General features: G+C 57.0%; 16 protein-coding genes and 1 tRNA gene. 6 read left to right on the top strand and 11 right to left on the bottom strand.

Annotated features, from left to right (window positions below; all coding sequences use genetic code 11):
• Positions 1-360: 360 nt before the first annotated feature.
• The 4 genes from GOV88_RS16675 to GOV88_RS16660 all read right to left on the bottom strand — a co-directional run bounded on the left by GOV88_RS16675 (position 361) and on the right by GOV88_RS16660 (position 4,210).
• The gene (locus GOV88_RS16675; RefSeq protein ID WP_171241122.1) at positions 361-1,893 is read right to left on the bottom strand and encodes a phospholipase D family protein; all 1,533 of its coding nucleotides are present in this window, start codon (positions 1,891-1,893) and stop codon (positions 361-363) included.
• 117 nt (positions 1,894-2,010) lie between these two features.
• Positions 2,011-2,529, bottom strand: a complete 519-nt coding sequence (locus GOV88_RS16670) for a GNAT family N-acetyltransferase (RefSeq protein WP_171241121.1) — start codon at positions 2,527-2,529, stop codon at positions 2,011-2,013.
• Entirely contained in the window at positions 2,526-3,080 is a 555-nt protein-coding gene (locus GOV88_RS16665; RefSeq protein WP_171241120.1) for a helix-turn-helix transcriptional regulator, read from the bottom strand. Before GOV88_RS16665 ends, GOV88_RS16670 begins: the two co-directional genes overlap by 4 nt.
• Before the next feature lie 113 nt (positions 3,081-3,193).
• Complete coding sequence (locus GOV88_RS16660; RefSeq protein WP_171241119.1) at positions 3,194-4,210, bottom strand: Fe(3+) ABC transporter substrate-binding protein; 1,017 nt, start codon at positions 4,208-4,210, stop codon at positions 3,194-3,196.
• 252 nt (positions 4,211-4,462) lie between these two features.
• On the opposite strand from GOV88_RS16660, the gene GOV88_RS16655 reads away from it, so the two are divergent.
• A complete protein-coding gene (locus tag GOV88_RS16655) occupies positions 4,463-4,786 on the top strand; it encodes a SemiSWEET transporter (RefSeq protein ID WP_171241118.1) in 324 nt (107 codons plus the stop codon).
• A gap of 60 nt (positions 4,787-4,846) precedes the next feature.
• Here GOV88_RS16655 and ykgO read toward each other — a convergent pair whose 3' ends face one another.
• The gene (gene ykgO, locus GOV88_RS16650; RefSeq protein WP_008755722.1) at positions 4,847-4,972 is read right to left on the bottom strand and encodes a type B 50S ribosomal protein L36; all 126 of its coding nucleotides are present in this window, start codon (positions 4,970-4,972) and stop codon (positions 4,847-4,849) included.
• Positions 4,973-5,063: 91 nt separating this feature from the next.
• Positions 5,064-5,138, bottom strand: a tRNA-Val gene (locus tag GOV88_RS16645).
• Between the two features lie 147 nt (positions 5,139-5,285).
• On the opposite strand from GOV88_RS16645, the gene GOV88_RS16640 reads away from it, so the two are divergent.
• A complete protein-coding gene (locus GOV88_RS16640) occupies positions 5,286-6,146 on the top strand; it encodes an N-formylglutamate amidohydrolase (RefSeq protein WP_171126126.1) in 861 nt (286 codons plus the stop codon).
• Positions 6,147-6,148: 2 nt separating this feature from the next.
• Here GOV88_RS16640 and GOV88_RS16635 read toward each other — a convergent pair whose 3' ends face one another.
• Complete coding sequence (locus GOV88_RS16635; protein ID WP_171241117.1) at positions 6,149-7,402, bottom strand: DNA polymerase IV; 1,254 nt, start codon at positions 7,400-7,402, stop codon at positions 6,149-6,151.
• Positions 7,403-7,830: 428 nt separating this feature from the next.
• Positions 7,831-8,520: an orotidine-5'-phosphate decarboxylase gene (gene pyrF / locus GOV88_RS16630; protein ID WP_171241116.1), complete on the bottom strand. Its 690-nt coding sequence runs from the start codon at positions 8,518-8,520 to the stop codon at positions 7,831-7,833.
• Positions 8,521-8,688: 168 nt separating this feature from the next.
• On the opposite strand from pyrF, the gene GOV88_RS16625 reads away from it, so the two are divergent.
• On the top strand, positions 8,689-8,994 hold the full coding sequence (locus GOV88_RS16625) for a hypothetical protein (RefSeq protein WP_254428860.1): 306 nt from the start codon (positions 8,689-8,691) through the stop codon (positions 8,992-8,994).
• 125 nt (positions 8,995-9,119) lie between these two features.
• Complete coding sequence (gene clpB, locus GOV88_RS16620) at positions 9,120-11,738, top strand: ATP-dependent chaperone ClpB (RefSeq protein ID WP_171241115.1); 2,619 nt, start codon at positions 9,120-9,122, stop codon at positions 11,736-11,738.
• A gap of 167 nt (positions 11,739-11,905) precedes the next feature.
• Here clpB and GOV88_RS20515 read toward each other — a convergent pair whose 3' ends face one another.
• The 3 genes from GOV88_RS20515 to GOV88_RS16610 form a co-directional block, all read right to left on the bottom strand.
• Positions 11,906-12,022, bottom strand: coding sequence for a cyclase family protein (locus tag GOV88_RS20515; protein ID WP_371808202.1), 117 nt, complete (start codon positions 12,020-12,022; stop codon positions 11,906-11,908).
• A gap of 27 nt (positions 12,023-12,049) precedes the next feature.
• Complete coding sequence (locus tag GOV88_RS20510; RefSeq protein ID WP_254428859.1) at positions 12,050-12,202, bottom strand: hypothetical protein; 153 nt, start codon at positions 12,200-12,202, stop codon at positions 12,050-12,052.
• A 184-nt stretch (positions 12,203-12,386) separates the two neighbouring features.
• On the bottom strand, positions 12,387-12,578 hold the full coding sequence (locus tag GOV88_RS16610; protein WP_171126118.1) for a hypothetical protein: 192 nt from the start codon (positions 12,576-12,578) through the stop codon (positions 12,387-12,389).
• A gap of 383 nt (positions 12,579-12,961) precedes the next feature.
• Between GOV88_RS16610 and msrP the strand changes: the two genes are divergently transcribed.
• Together msrP and msrQ are read left to right on the top strand one after the other, a co-directional pair.
• The gene (gene msrP, locus GOV88_RS16605) at positions 12,962-13,864 is read left to right on the top strand and encodes a protein-methionine-sulfoxide reductase catalytic subunit MsrP (RefSeq protein ID WP_171127154.1); all 903 of its coding nucleotides are present in this window, start codon (positions 12,962-12,964) and stop codon (positions 13,862-13,864) included.
• 4 nt (positions 13,865-13,868) lie between these two features.
• Positions 13,869-14,483: a protein-methionine-sulfoxide reductase heme-binding subunit MsrQ gene (gene msrQ, locus GOV88_RS16600; protein ID WP_171126114.1), complete on the top strand. Its 615-nt coding sequence runs from the start codon at positions 13,869-13,871 to the stop codon at positions 14,481-14,483.
• Positions 14,484-14,689 lie beyond the last annotated feature (206 nt).

Here is a 14,689-nt window from a genome sequence, read left to right as displayed (position 1 = left end):
GTGGTGACCTTTGCCATGGGTATCTTCCATATGCCACACGTCCCCAGGGCCGATATCGCGTATGTCGCCATCGCTTGCGGTAACCCGAACAGACCCGGACAGGCAGACAAGCTTCTGCGCGACAGGCGTTGGATGGACGGGTTCGTCCCACCCGGATTGCAACCGTAGAAACATAAATTGAGTGGCAGGCTCGGGGTCAGATACTTCGATGGCCTTGGCAGGCGGGGCAAAGCTGCGTTCACGCAGCGGGACGTCGATGTCGGTCCAATGGCTTTCCCCGTCAGCGTCGGCATACAGCTTGAACTACTTCATGGCTTTGCTCCTTCCTGTACTGGGCTAGCGTGCCGGGTCGTTCTGTCCCTAAAGCTGTGATCCGATGGGCAGAACCGCAAAGAAGCCGGCCAGAATATGATCCAATACGGACCCGGTCGGTTCCGCATCATATTCCGCTATGGTGCCGTCCTCGTTCTGGGTGGTCCATTTCAACTGGCCGGCCCTTTCGAGTGTGACGCTGTAGGTATAGGCTGGCAAAGCGTCATCAAGCGCGGTCATGGTCTGCGTGGTCAGCGCGGGCGAGTCGATCAGAATACCCATTTCGGTGTTGATGTTGACCGATCGCGGATCCCAATTGAAAGACCCCACGAATAAGTAACGGTCATCTACCGTAAACGCTTTGGAATGTAGGCCCGAACGCGATTGCGCCCAGTTTATGCCCCGCCGTTGAACCTGATAGGCGTCTGGGCGCAGCTCGTAAAGCTCAACCCCGCCGCGCAACAGGGCGCGGCGTTTCTTGGCATAGTGGGCATAGACCGGGGCGACATCGTTGGAGGCCAGCGAATTGGTGACGACTTTAACCTCGACGCCGCGGTTTTCCATCTCGGTCATCCATCTGACGCCATTACTGCGCGGCACGAAATAAGCCGAGATAATATTCACCTCGCTTTTGGCATCTTCGAAATACGGCAGCAGTTGCGAGGCAAGAATGGGGTCCGTGCTGTCTGCACCGGCCGCTTTGGACGGCGGGTCGGCGTAAAGCTGTGCGGGAACCCAATCCAGCCTCAGCGCCCCATCCGCAAAGTTTTCTTTCGCTGATCTGCGCAAGGCTGATCCATAGGGCGTCGGCTTTGCCTCCTCCACAAGTTCGGTCAGGCGGATACGGGCGTCGCTTAACGAAATGGTTTCGGGGTCTTCGATGACAACGCGCGCTGGGACCGCAAAGTCGCTGTTCCAGTAGGCATCAAAGCTGTCCGAGACCTGACGCACGACAGGGCCTGCCGCAAGCACATCAAGGTCTGCGTAGTTCATTTCTTCGCGGGCCAGAAAATATTCGGCGCCAATGTTGCGACCACCTACGATGGAAAACACATTGTCGGCGGTCATCGACTTGTTGTGCATGCGGCGATTGATGCGTTTGAAGTCGGTCAGTCCGGCGATCAGCAGACTTTGATCCCGCCAGAATGGGTTGAACAGGCGAATCTCGATATTCTCGTGCTTGTCCAACGCGGCCGTCATCGCGTCGTAGCTGGACGTGTCCATATCATCCAGCAGCAGGCGGACTCGCACGCCCCTGTCGGCGGCCTGCAGCAGGCTGGCAGCAAACAGGTGCCCCGTCGTGTCATTGTGCAGCAGGTAATACTGCGCGTCGATCGTCTGTTCTGCTGCGGCGGCAAGCAAAAGGCGCGATACAAGTGCCTCTTCTCCGTCACTGATGAGCTTGACGCCGGACCGACCGTCCCTTGGGTCGCCCAGTCGTTGCGCCGTTTGTGACAAGCTGCTGTTCGGGCGAGCCGAAACCGAAGTTGTTACGGTCTTTTCATATGTCCGTTGTGTTTGGGCACAGGCGGCCAGAACCACGGCGCACAAAAACAGACCCCCAAATAACCGCGGCTTCATGCAAGTCCTCCAACCATCCTGTTGATAGTGACACCGTGAAGGGGAGGTGTTGCAAGTCTGTTTCGGGTTTTGCCCGGCGTTTCCGGGGCCGTTGTCACCTGGGCGCAATGCCTTGGTTCAGGACAGGTCTTTGAACATATAGGTTGTCGGCTCCAACCGGTTTTCGAACGGGTTCCGGCAAAAATCCGGTATTTCCCCGGCGATCTGAAAGCCAAGGGATTGATACAGGATAAGCGACGGGTCCGTGCTGCGCGTATCCAGAACCAGCATCGTTCGACCCAGTCGTCGCGCCCGTTCTTCTAGGGCGGCCATCAATGCGCGACCCAGCCCTTTGCGTCGGGCTTTAGGGTGAACCAACAGCTTGGCCACATCTGCCCTGTGCGGCTGGTTAGGCATGGTCGCGGGTATCAGTTGCACGGTCCCTACAACCCGGCCTGCGTCCCGTGCGGCAAATACGTCCAAGGCACCTGATTGCGCGCTGGGCCACACGTGCGTTCGCCAATAATCCCGTGCCTCATCCGGTGAAAAGGGTAGAACGAATCCAACGCTGGCGCCGTCCTGCACGCAGGCATGTAGGATGTCGGACAGATCGTCCAACGCTTCGTCGAGTTCCCTTTCCACAAGTAGTGAGATCATATTAGCACCAACAAATATCGTGCACCCCGGGTCGCGGGCGTTTCAAATCGCGTGGGGCCGGACAGGTGATACCGCAGGCAGTCCCCCCCGGTGAGCGTATGTGCAACGCCATCCACGCTCAGGGTCAGGGCACCATCAAGAAGGATCAGGTGATGTTCCTGCCCAGGTTTGGGCGGCGTGTCATAAGTGATCACTGTGTCGGGTGGCAGGTGCCCCTCCAGCACTTCGCCACTCAGCCCGGCGGCCGGAGGCGAGACAGACCGGCGCGTGAACCCGGTTTCCGGATCACGCCATTCCGGTTGACGTTCAAATGGCACACGAGGCTCAAAACTGTCTTCGACCATCATCAGCAGGCGCGACATCGGCAACCCGTAAGCGGCGCAAATCCGGCCAAGCGTTTCTGCAGACGGGCTGACATCACCCTTTTCCATGCGGGACAGCGTCGCCCGGCTGATCCCGCTTTGATCTGCCAATTGGTCCAGCGATAAACCCCGCGCGCGGCGCAGCTCATTCAGCCTTTTGGCAAGGCGATGCGATATGTCATGCATCATAATCAAAAATGAGAAAAATTTTCATATATGAGAAGTACGCTGAAAACATAGCAATATCAACAAAAAAGGGCGCAGAATTCTCTGCGCCCTTGTTCGTGACTTTGTTGGACTGATTACTTCCAACCAACTTCGTTGAAGATTTTCTGCGCCTCGGGGATGTTCTTGGCGACTTCGGACAGGTTCACCTTGTCTGCTTTGAACTCGCCCAGCGATGCGACGTTGTCGGCCAGCGCCACACCTTCCACGGCGGGGAATTCATCATTGCCGTTCGAGAAATAAACCTGCGCTTGCTCACCGGCGAGATATTCCAGGAATTTTACCGCGTTCTCTTTGTTTGGCGCGTGGGCGGCAACGCCTGCACCCGACAGGTTCATATGCGCGCCCTCGGCGTCCTGAGCTGGGAACTGCACGCCGATCATGTCGATATCTGCGCTCAGGCCCTTCACATCTTTGCGCAGCGCACGAGCGAAGTAGTACGAGTTGGAAACGGCGATCTCACATTCGCCCGAGACGATCCCGCGTAGCTGGTCGGTGTCACCGCCCTGCGGTTCGCGTGCCATGTTTGAGACAACGCCTTCGGCCCATGATTTTGCGGCCTCGGCACCGTGGTTCGTGATGATCGACGCCAGCAGGGTCTGGTTGTAGGTGTTGCTGGACGACCGGATGCAGACCAGACCTTTGTATTCCGGCTTGGCCAGATCCAGATAGCTGGCGGGCGGATTCGCGACATCGGCCTTGTCAAAGAAGATGATCCGCGCGCGCTGTGAGAAGCCGTACCACTGGTTGTCTTCGTCCTGCAGATTGGCCGGAATGCGTTCTTCCAGAACCGCGCTGTCGATCGGTTGCAGGATGCCGGCGTTCTTTGCGCGGGCCAGGCGCGAGGTGTCCACGGTCAGCAGGATATCGGCGGGTGAGTTCGCGCCTTCGGCCTCCATACGGGCGATCAGCTCGTCGGCCTTGCCTTCGATACGGTTGATGGTGATGCCGGTGGCGTCTTCGAAATCGGAATAGAGACGCTCGTCAGTGTCGTAATGGCGCGAGGAATAGAGGTTCAGTTCCCCCTCGGCGGCGGCGGAGGTTGAAATCAGGGCCGTCAGAGCGGCGGCAACGCATGTAGAGGATTTCAGCATCATATGTCCCAACAGTGAAATTTCGTGCCGGGCTATAACCCGACTGATTTGGTCAATTAAACGATTCTCAGGGGGATGCAAGGTAATCTGACAAATTTACTTGGGAAAATGATCGCTGATACGGGTATTTACCGTGCCTGGGTTTTTTTGTTTTTCTTGGTGGCGGGCCCGGAAACGGCTAAATTGCCGGGAAGCTTCCGGGTGATGACTGCGGATTGTTTGTATTGAGCGCCATGCGAAGGGGCACATTTGATGACGGAAACGCTGGCTGAAAAGCTGGAGAAATCAAACTTTGGTCACTGGATGGCCCGGTTCGAGGGATTTATGGTTTTCATTGGCGTCGTCGGCCCGTTTGCAACGCTGCCGCAGCTCATGAAGCTGTATTTCACGCATTCCCAGCACGCAAGCGGTCAGTCCCTGCTGTCATGGTCCCTATACGCAGTGCTTTCGATGCTGTGGTTTTTCTACGGTCTGGTTGTGGGAAAATTACCGATCTATGTGGGCAACGGAATTTCAATGGTTCTCAACATTCTGATGGTCATCGGTATCTTGATCCATGCAGGGATCACGTTCTGACCTGCCAACAAAAAAACCGCGCTCGGAGGCGCGGTTCTTTCTATTCGAATTAAGCGGTTCTTAGCCCTGGCGAGCTTTGAACTTGCGCTGCGTCTTGTTGATCACGTAGACGCGGCCTTTGCGACGCACAATCCGACAATCTCGGTGCCGGTTCTTGAGCGAGCGGAGCGAGTTCTTGACCTTCATGGGTCTGTCTCCAATCTGCGGCGCCTTCATCAAAGACGTGGCCAGCGCCTGGGTTAATCGGGTGCCCCGGATAACCGGAACAGTGAAATCATGGTGGGCGGTACAAGGATCGAACTTGTGACCCCTTCGATGTCAACGAAGTGCTCTACCGCTGAGCTAACCGCCCACTTACCTTTGCGTGCCCTGCCCCATAACGAAATGGGGCGCGGAACCCCGCGCCGGTAGCGGGGTCTATAAAAGGAGTCGCAAAGGGGTTCAAGGGGTTTGGAAGAACTATTTTCCGGTCTATGTTGGGCGCGAACAAGGAGTCGTTATGCAGAACACAGCCTATGTATTGGATTTGCCCGCCAAGCGCACGTCTTGTGTTGTGTTTTCCTCTCCTCATAGCGGTCGGAATTACCCGCAATCGTTGCTGCAGCGGACGGTTCTGAGCCGGGATGTGATTCGATCCTCGGAAGATGCCTTTGTGGATCAGTTGTTTTCGCCCGCTGCCGAATGTGGCGCGCCGCTGATTTCGGCGACTAAACCCCGCGCCTATCTGGACCTCAACCGCAGTGCCGAAGAGCTGGACCCGGCTTTGATCGAAGGCGCGCGCCGTCAGGGTCACAATCCTCGGGTTACATCGGGGTTGGGTGTGATTCCACGCGTCGTTGCGAATGGGCGCGCGATTTATCGTGGCAAGCTGACGATGGACGAAGCGCGTCTGCGTATCGATACCTGTTGGCGACCCTATCATGCACGCCTGAAGTCTTTGCTGAAGGAATCGCTGGATTCTTTTGGACAGGCGATTTTGATCGACTGTCATTCAATGCCGCATGAGGCGGTCGCAATGGCAGGGACCAACAGCACCCGCCGACCACAGATTGTTTTGGGGGATCGGTTTGGGGCGTCTGCCTCGCCCGAGATCGTGGATCGGATCGAAGCGGCGTTTGTCTCGGCCGGGCTGACGGTCGCCCGGAATGCGCCGTTCGCGGGGGCCTATGTTACGCAAACGTATGGGCGGCCCGGACGCAATCAGCACGCAATTCAGATTGAGATCGACCGGTCGCTTTATATGGACGAAACGCGGATTACGCCAAACGCCAATTTCGCTCCGTTTCGGGAAACGCTGCGGCAGGTCATCATGGAAATCTCACAGATTGGCGACGAGTCTGTGCGGCTGGCCGCGGAGTAACCTCATCGTAAGGCGCGACCCTTGACGATGGCGTCGGTTCCGAAGCGACGCCGGATTTCGTCCGTGGCGCGTTCGGCTTGCGATCGCTGGGATGCGCCCGGATCCAACAAGTCGCCCGAGATATCAGCCTGATTTTCAGAGCAGAGATCGGAAATGCCACATCCCAACAAGCGATACGGACCTTGATCGCCCACCTGATCGAACAGCCCGCGCGCGGTGCGGTAAATACGATCCGCGATCTGCGTTGCATCCCGCAGCGAAACGCGCCGGGTTAGTACTTTGTGGTCGGCTTTTTTCAGCTTAAGGGTCACGACGCGCCCCGCCAGCCCTTTGGCTTTGGCCCGGTCAGCCACTTTTTCCGCCATGCGCCACAGGTGGCCATCCAGAATGTCCAAATTGGCCGTATCTTCAAAAAACGTTGTTTCGTTGCTGATGGACTTCATCGGTTCATGCGCGGAAACACGGCGTTTGTCCTGCCCGCGCGCCAGATGCCAAAGCCGATAACCCATTGACCCAAAGCGCGCGGTCAGCGCCTCTTGGTCCCAGCGCAACAAATCCGAGAATGCGCGGATACCGGCGCGATCCAGCGACTCTTGCGCGGCGGGGCCGATGCCCCAGATCAGGCGGACGGGCTTGTCGTACAGAAAGGATGCCGTTTCCGCCTGCCCGATCACCGAAAACCCGCGTGGTTTGTCCAGATCCGAGGCAACTTTTGCCAGGAACTTGTTATGCGACAGCCCGATCGAACCTGTGACGCCCAGTTCATCCTTCATACGCTTTACAAGGCCTGCCAACATTACTGCAGGCGGCGCACCGTGCAGGCGTTCCGTGCCGGACAGGTCCATGAACGCCTCGTCCAAGGACAAGGGTTCGATCACGGGGGTGAGCTCATCCATCATGGCGCGTATCTTGCGCGAAACCTCGGCGTAAACTGACATGCGGGGCTTTATCACGACGGCCTCCGGGCAGAGTTGCAGCGCCTTGAACATCGGCATCGCAGACCGCACCCCGCGGATGCGAGCAACATAGCAGGCGGTTGACACAACACCGCGTTTGCCCCCGCCGATGATCACTGGCTTATCCGCAAGTTCCGGGTTGTCCCGTTTTTCGACCGAGGCATAGAAAGCATCACAATCCATATGCGCAATTGACAGGTCGAACAGCTCTGGATGCGATTTGATCCGGGGGCTGCCACAGGCACCGCATCGGTGAGCATCCGAGGATATGGACAGGCAATCTCGGCAAAAGCCGGGCATCGGGCACTTCCTCTAAACGTCAGTGCAAATCGGAGGGTCACTTATACCACTCTGCCTCGTCGGGCAAAGCGCGGACAGGTGCAAATCGTGAAAATTGTTTTCGAAAGAAGACCCCCCGCAAGTGGGCGGGGGGAGGTAACGGACCTCAGGAAGATACGGTCCGCGGGGAGTATCACAAGCCTAGAATCGCGCAAAAACCCGCGTTTCGATAGGACCTAGATCACATAACGAATTCTCGTATTTTTCATGTGTGTTTTGGGGCACAGGGACGATTTGGCGCGGAGCGCGGGAAAAGTGACGTAAGGTCAAGTTGTTGTCGGCCGTTTTGTGCGATTTTCCGGGCGGTTCACTCGGTCCGTGGCCGTGGCTCCAAAAAAATTAACATGCCAATTTTTTAGTCAGCCGCGGTTGGGCTTGGCTGCTTGAAGCTATGAAAGCTCGTTCAGAATCGCGTCAGCGGCGGCTTTGGGATCGTCTGCGCGATAGATCGGGCGGCCAACCACGACGTGATCTGCCCCGTTAGCAATGGCGTTTTCGGGGGTGGCCACACGCTTTTGGTCGCCAAGCTCGGCCCCGGCGGGGCGAACGCCGGGGGTTACGATCAACCGTCCTTCGGATTGGGGCAGGGCGCGGATCAAAGCAGCCTCTTGCGGGCTTGCGATGACACCGTCCGCCCCGGCCTCAAGCGCGCGCGCGGCACGTTCAACCACCAGGTCCTGCACGTCACCGTCTTTCAGCAGGCTCGCATCCAGATCATCGCGGTTCAGCGAAGTAAGGATTGTGACGGCAAGGATCTTCAGGTCCTTGCCTGCAGCGCCTTCTTTTGCGGCGCGCACTACATGGGGATCTCCATGCACCGTCAGAAAGTCCAGATCGAACTGCGCCAGACCCCGAACAGCACTTTCGACGGTATTGCCGATATCGAACAGTTTCATGTCCAGAAAGATGCGTTTGCCATGATCTTGCTTCAGCTCATTGGCCAGCGCCAGCCCGCCGCCGGTCAGCATACCCAGGCCGATTTTGTAGAAAGACACCGAGTCACCAAGGCGTTCGGCCATGGCCAGACCTTGCAGCGCATTCGGGACATCGAGGGCAACGATCAGGCGGTCATCGGACATGGGGCGCTCCTTTTTGGCAAACGTCGGCGTCCTACCGGGTTTGGTGGCTTCTGTCCATGCAGGATAGAGGAGTGACTCAGATCACGGCACGGGGTGCTTAATGTGATATCATGCCCCTGAATTGCAGGAGCGGATTTGAGAATGAAACGGAATATACGACAACTAATCATGTTGGGTTCAGCCCTGGCATTGGCAGCGTGTCAGGATATGCCGCTGGAGGAAGAGGCGGCTGACATGGTGATCAAGACCCCGACCAACGACAATCTGCGTTTGGTTGGGGGTTATCGTTCGACCGACGACGATTGCCAGTTGACCGGGGAAACGGCCTTTACCATCGACTTCTTGGATGACGCGGCTGATCTTGTGTCTTGCCCGACGGGCAGCGACGCAGCCCAATCGTTGGTTGAAATGTACAACGCGCGGGAAGTGGCTGAAACCGGAGGGTACACGGTTTACACAATACCGCGCAGATAGGGGTTGAATCTGTGTTCAGCCTCTTGAACGGGGGCAGATATTTCCCAGATTGAATGTGAGGCTCTGACCGACGCATGCCGCCAAGCGGGTGCATCAAAACAGGGCGCTTGGAAAAGGAGATTAATATGGACTTGAACAAGTTCACCGAGCGGGCACGGGGTTTCGTGCAAGCGGCGCAGACCATTGCGATGCGGGAAGAGCATCAGCGCCTGACGCCCGAACATTTGCTGAAAGCATTAATGGATGACGATCAGGGACTGGCCAGCAACCTGATCACACGCGCCGGGGGCGCGCCCAGCCGTGTTGCAAATTCGCTGGACGCATCTATGGCACGCATTCCTAAGGTCAAAGGCGATACCGGGCAGGTCTATCTGGATGGCCAGACCGCCAAGGTTCTGGCCGAGGCCGAGAAAATCGCCACCAAGGCAGGCGATAGTTTTGTTCCTGTTGAACGCATTCTGATGGCTTTGTGCATGGTGAAATCCAAGGCCAAGGATGCCTTGGAAGATGGCGCTGTGACGGCGCAGAAACTGAACGAAGCGATCAACGATATCCGTAAGGGCCGTACTGCCGACACCGCGTCTGCAGAGGACGGCTATGACGCGTTGAAGAAATACGCGCGTGATCTGACCGAGGCTGCGGCTGAGGGCAAGATTGATCCGATCATCGGACGCGATGAGGAAATCCGCCGCTCGATGCAGGTTCTGTCGCGCCGGACCAAGAACAACCCCGTTCTGATCGGTGAACCCGGCGTGGGTAAAACCGCGATTGCCGAGGGTATGGCCCTGCGTATCGTCAACGGCGATGTGCCGGAATCGCTGAAGGACAAGAAGCTGCTGGCGCTGGATATGGGCGCGCTGATTGCTGGTGCGAAATACCGTGGTGAGTTCGAAGAACGCCTCAAAGCCGTTCTGACCGAAGTCACCGAAGCCGCCGGTGAGATCATCCTGTTTATCGACGAGATGCATACGCTGGTCGGCGCCGGGAAATCCGACGGCGCGATGGATGCGGCCAACCTGATCAAACCCGCTTTGGCGCGGGGTGAGCTGCATTGTATCGGCGCGACCACGCTGGATGAATACCGCAAATACGTTGAAAAAGACGCGGCCCTTGCACGCCGGTTCCAGCCCGTCATGGTGCAGGAGCCCACGGTCGAGGACACGATCAGCATCCTGCGCGGCATCAAGGAGAAGTACGAGTTGCACCACGGTGTGCGCATCTCGGACTCGGCGTTGGTCTCGGCGGCGACGCTGTCGCATCGCTATATCACCGACCGCTTCCTGCCCGACAAAGCCATCGACCTTGTCGATGAGGCGGCGTCGCGTTTGCGGATGGAGGTAGACTCCAAACCTGAGGAGCTGGACCAACTCGACCGTCAGATTCTGCAAATGCAGATCGAGGAAGAGGCGCTGAAGCTCGAAGACGACGCGGCCTCTAAAGACCGTCTGGAAAACTTGCAAAAGGATCTGGCCGATCTGCAGGAGAAATCCGCCGAGATGACCGCCCAGTGGCAGGCCGAGCGCGACAAGCTCGCGGGTGCGCGCGATCTAAAAGAACAACTCGACAAGGCGCGCGCTGATCTGGAAATCGCCAAGCGCGAAGGCAATCTGGCCAAGGCCGGGGAACTCTCCTATGGCGTCATCCCTGAGCTTGAGAAAACGCTGACCGAGGCCGAAAACGCCGAAAGCAACGCCATGATGGCCGAAGAAACGGTGCGTCCGGAACAGATTGCTTCGGTGGTCGAGCGCTGGACGGGTATTCCGACTTCGAAAATGCTGGAAGGCGAGCGCGAGAAATTGCTGCGGATGGAAGACGATCTGCATTCTCGCGTGATCGGTCAGGATGCCGCCGTCACCGCCGTCGCAAACGCCGTGCGCCGTGCGCGGGCTGGCCTGAATGATGAGAACCGCCCGCTGGGCTCGTTCCTGTTCCTCGGCCCGACCGGTGTAGGTAAGACCGAGCTGACAAAGACCGTAGCGAACTTCCTGTTCGACGACGACAACGCGATGGTGCGCATCGACATGTCCGAGTTCATGGAGAAACACGCGGTTGCCCGTCTGATCGGTGCCCCTCCGGGCTATGTCGGTTATGACGAGGGCGGTGTGCTGACCGAAGCCGTGCGGCGCAGGCCCTATCAGGTCGTGCTGTTTGACGAGGTCGAAAAGGCGCACCCGGATGTCTTCAACGTGCTGCTGCAGGTTCTCGATGATGGCGTTCTGACCGATGGTCAGGGCCGCACTGTGGACTTCAAGCAGACGCTGATCATCCTGACGTCGAACCTTGGGTCTCAGGCGCTGAGCCAACTGCCCGAAGGTGCCGACAGTGCGCAGGCACGGCGCGATGTGATGGATGCAGTCCGGGCACATTTCCGGCCCGAATTCCTGAACCGTCTGGACGAGACCATCATCTTTGACCGGCTCAAGCGGGCCGATATGGATGGTATCGTCGATATCCAGATGGCACGTCTGCAAAAACGTCTGGCTGCTCGCAAGATCGAGCTGGCGCTGGACGACGGGGCCAAGGAATGGCTGGCGAACGAAGGCTATGATCCGGTCTTCGGCGCACGTCCGTTGAAACGCGTGATTCAGCGTGCGCTGCAGAACCCGCTGGCCGAGGCTTTGTTAGCCGGTGAGATCAAGGATGGTGAGACCGTTCCAGTGACCGCCGGATCGGATGGGCTGATCATCGGGGATCGGCTGGGAACGTCTGAACGACCCAGACCAGATGACGCTGTGGTTCACTGATTTAAAGAACAAGAAAGACCCTCCTGATCGGAGGGTCTTTTTTTCTGCCCGGATCAAATTGCAGAAGTTCGCTTTTCATATGGGGTGGGCCACGCGGGAATAGGTTGGTTTCATCCCGACTTCGTCAGATCATCGCGAATATCCGTGCAGTCCCGCCAGTCCCCCCTTTATGTTTCGGCGCACAGTCGTGCGATCAGATCCGATACCGGAATTTCGTCGACGGAAGCCCCGTCAGCCGAAAAATCCAACGGCGCATCAATATGGGTACCCGTATGTTCGTTCACCGTCAGCTGTTGCAGGTTGAAACCGTATTAAGAAAACTTGAACACAGGCTCTGCGGCATAGCCGGGTTCGTCCAGATAGGTGGGAAAATCGGGGCTGATGGTATGGGTCATGTCTTTTATCTTGCCGTCACCCGCTGCCATCGCCATAGGTGCTGACGCGCTGGCGTCTGCTGCAGCCACCCCAGACGCAACTGCCGCTTTGAAGATCGACCTGCAGAGCCTTTTGGTGAGAACGTGTCCCCACGGCGATCAAATGCATCTGTTTGTAGGAATGCACAGCCCCAACAAAAAACCCGCCAGAGAAGGCGGGTTTTTCCAGAGTCGGTTGGGGCTGGTACAGCCCCGTGTGTTGGATCAGGTGCCGTCAGGCGCCGGTCGGCAATGCGTTCAGGTCCTGTGCGTTGTTTTCATCCAGGTTCGTGTCTTCACCGATTTCCTCGCAGGTCACGGGGAAGGTTTCATTCGAGTCGCACCCGGAGATGGGGTAGGTTTCTTTCTCAGCGCATGCAGCGATAAACAGAACCAGCGACAAGCCCGCAACCAGTTTCGTTTTCATAATTCGTCCTTTCCGATCAAATTTGCCGTTTCATTCAAAGCGCGACCTCAGCGACCGATGTCCATTGGTCGTAAACTCCGTCCCTTCGCGCCTAGAAAAACGTAAGCGCAGGAACTGTGCGCTGTATGGCGTCAATATCAAGCATGACGCTAGGTCCCCTATATAAACAAAACGAAAAAACATAGCGGAATGGCCTGAATGCGTCACTTGGCCCGAAATTTGCATGTTGTCGGGTGTGATCCGCTTTTTGGATAAGGGCCAAGCACTCGGTCGACCGCCGTTTTCGTTACAGTCACTTCTCCCAATCGTGACGCATGTTGCCTTGGTCCTGTGTTAAGACCGACCTACCTGTTCCTTAACACTGGCCAATGACGGAGAAATACATGGCGCATCGCTGGACCAACACATTGACGCGGGCAGATGTCACCCCGCGGGCGGCCTTCTTGAATCGTCGCCAGGTGATGGCGGGGCTGGCCGGAGTTGGTTTGGCCGGGATGTCGCATAAAGCCAGCGCGCAGGAAGCGCTGGAGCCGAACACTTGGGAAGAAATCACCTCGTACAACAATTATTATGAGTTCGGGACGCGAAAGGATGATCCGGCCAAATATGCCCATTCCCTGGTGACGGAGCCCTGGAGCATCAAAATCGACGGTCTGGTCGACAGACCGGGTGAGTACGACTTCAAGGATGTAATGTCCGAGATGACCGTGGAAGAACGCATCTATCGGTTTCGCTGTGTCGAGGCATGGTCAATGGTCATTCCATGGAATGGATTCGAACTGTCGGATTTGTTGAACATGGCCGGTGTGCAAGAGGGTGCCAAATTCGTGGCGTTCGAAACGGCATACCGCCCGGATGAAATGCCCGGTGTCCAATACCCGGTTCTCGACTGGCCCTATCGTGAGGGGCTTCGGCTGGATGAGGCGATGCATCCGCTTACGATCATGGCAACCGGTATTTATGATCGCCCAATCCCGAACCAGAACGGGGCTCCTTTGCGTCTGGTGGTGCCGTGGAAATACGGGTTCAAGTCCATCAAGTCGATCGTGCGCATTACTCTTTCGGATGTTGAGCCGCCGACCAGTTGGAACATGGCCAATCCGCGCGAATACGGGTTCTATAGCAATGTGAACCCGAACGTAGATCACCCGCGCTGGTCTCAGGCGTCAGAGCGCACTATTGGCGGCGGGCTGTTTTCGAAACGTATTCCGACGCTGATGTTCAACGGCTATGAGGCCGAAGTGGCAGGTCTTTACGACGGCATGGATCTGTCGGAATACTACTAAGCGCATGCAGACCGTGAACCAGATACTCCGCCGGGTGCCTGTATGGGCCGTCTACGTGCTGGGCCTGATCCCGGCACCGTGGCTGTTCTATCAGGGTCTGACCGGAGGGTTGGGTATCGATCCAATCGAGGCGCTGGAGCATCGGTACGGAGAGTTGGCGTTGCAGCTTTTAATCGCAGTGCTTGCTGTTTCTCCGCTAAGGCGTTTTGCAGGTCTCAATCTGCTTAAGTTTCGACGTGCATTGGGTGTGCTGACATTTACCTATGTCAGCCTGCACCTGCTGGTGTGGCTTGTTCTGGATGTGCAGTTGCCAAGTCAGATTTGGGCGGACATCCTCAAACGTCCCTACATTACGGTTGGCATGGCCGGGTTCCTGCTTTTGTTGCCCTTGGCCCTGTCTTCCAATGATCTGTCGGTACGCCGTTTAGGTTCACGTTGGCGCGCCCTGCAGCGTCTGGTCTATCCGGCTGCGATTTTGGGTGGGTTGCATTACGTGATGCTGGCAAAAGGGTTCCAGATCGAACCGCTGATCTATCTAAGTGTGATTCTGGCCCTTCTGGCCCTGCGTTTGCCACTGTCGAACCCGTTCAGCCGATTCCGACAAGCCGATTCCACCTGATCGCTGACTGAGTCTGTGGGTAAGCTTGTGCAAAACCTGAGTCGCACATGAAAACGGTGGCCTGAGGTGTTCGTTTTGGCAGGCGATTATAACTCAATTCTATGAAAATAAACAATAAATTCCATATTGTGAGTTTTTTCGAATTTTTCTGAATTTTCCACTTGCGGCTTTGTGGGGTAAACCTTAGAACCCCCTTCACCGGCGCT

Source organism: Ruegeria sp. HKCCA5491, assembly GCF_013034565.1.
GTDB lineage: Bacteria > Pseudomonadota > Alphaproteobacteria > Rhodobacterales > Rhodobacteraceae > Ruegeria.
This window is presented reverse-complemented; position numbering and strand designations above follow the sequence as displayed.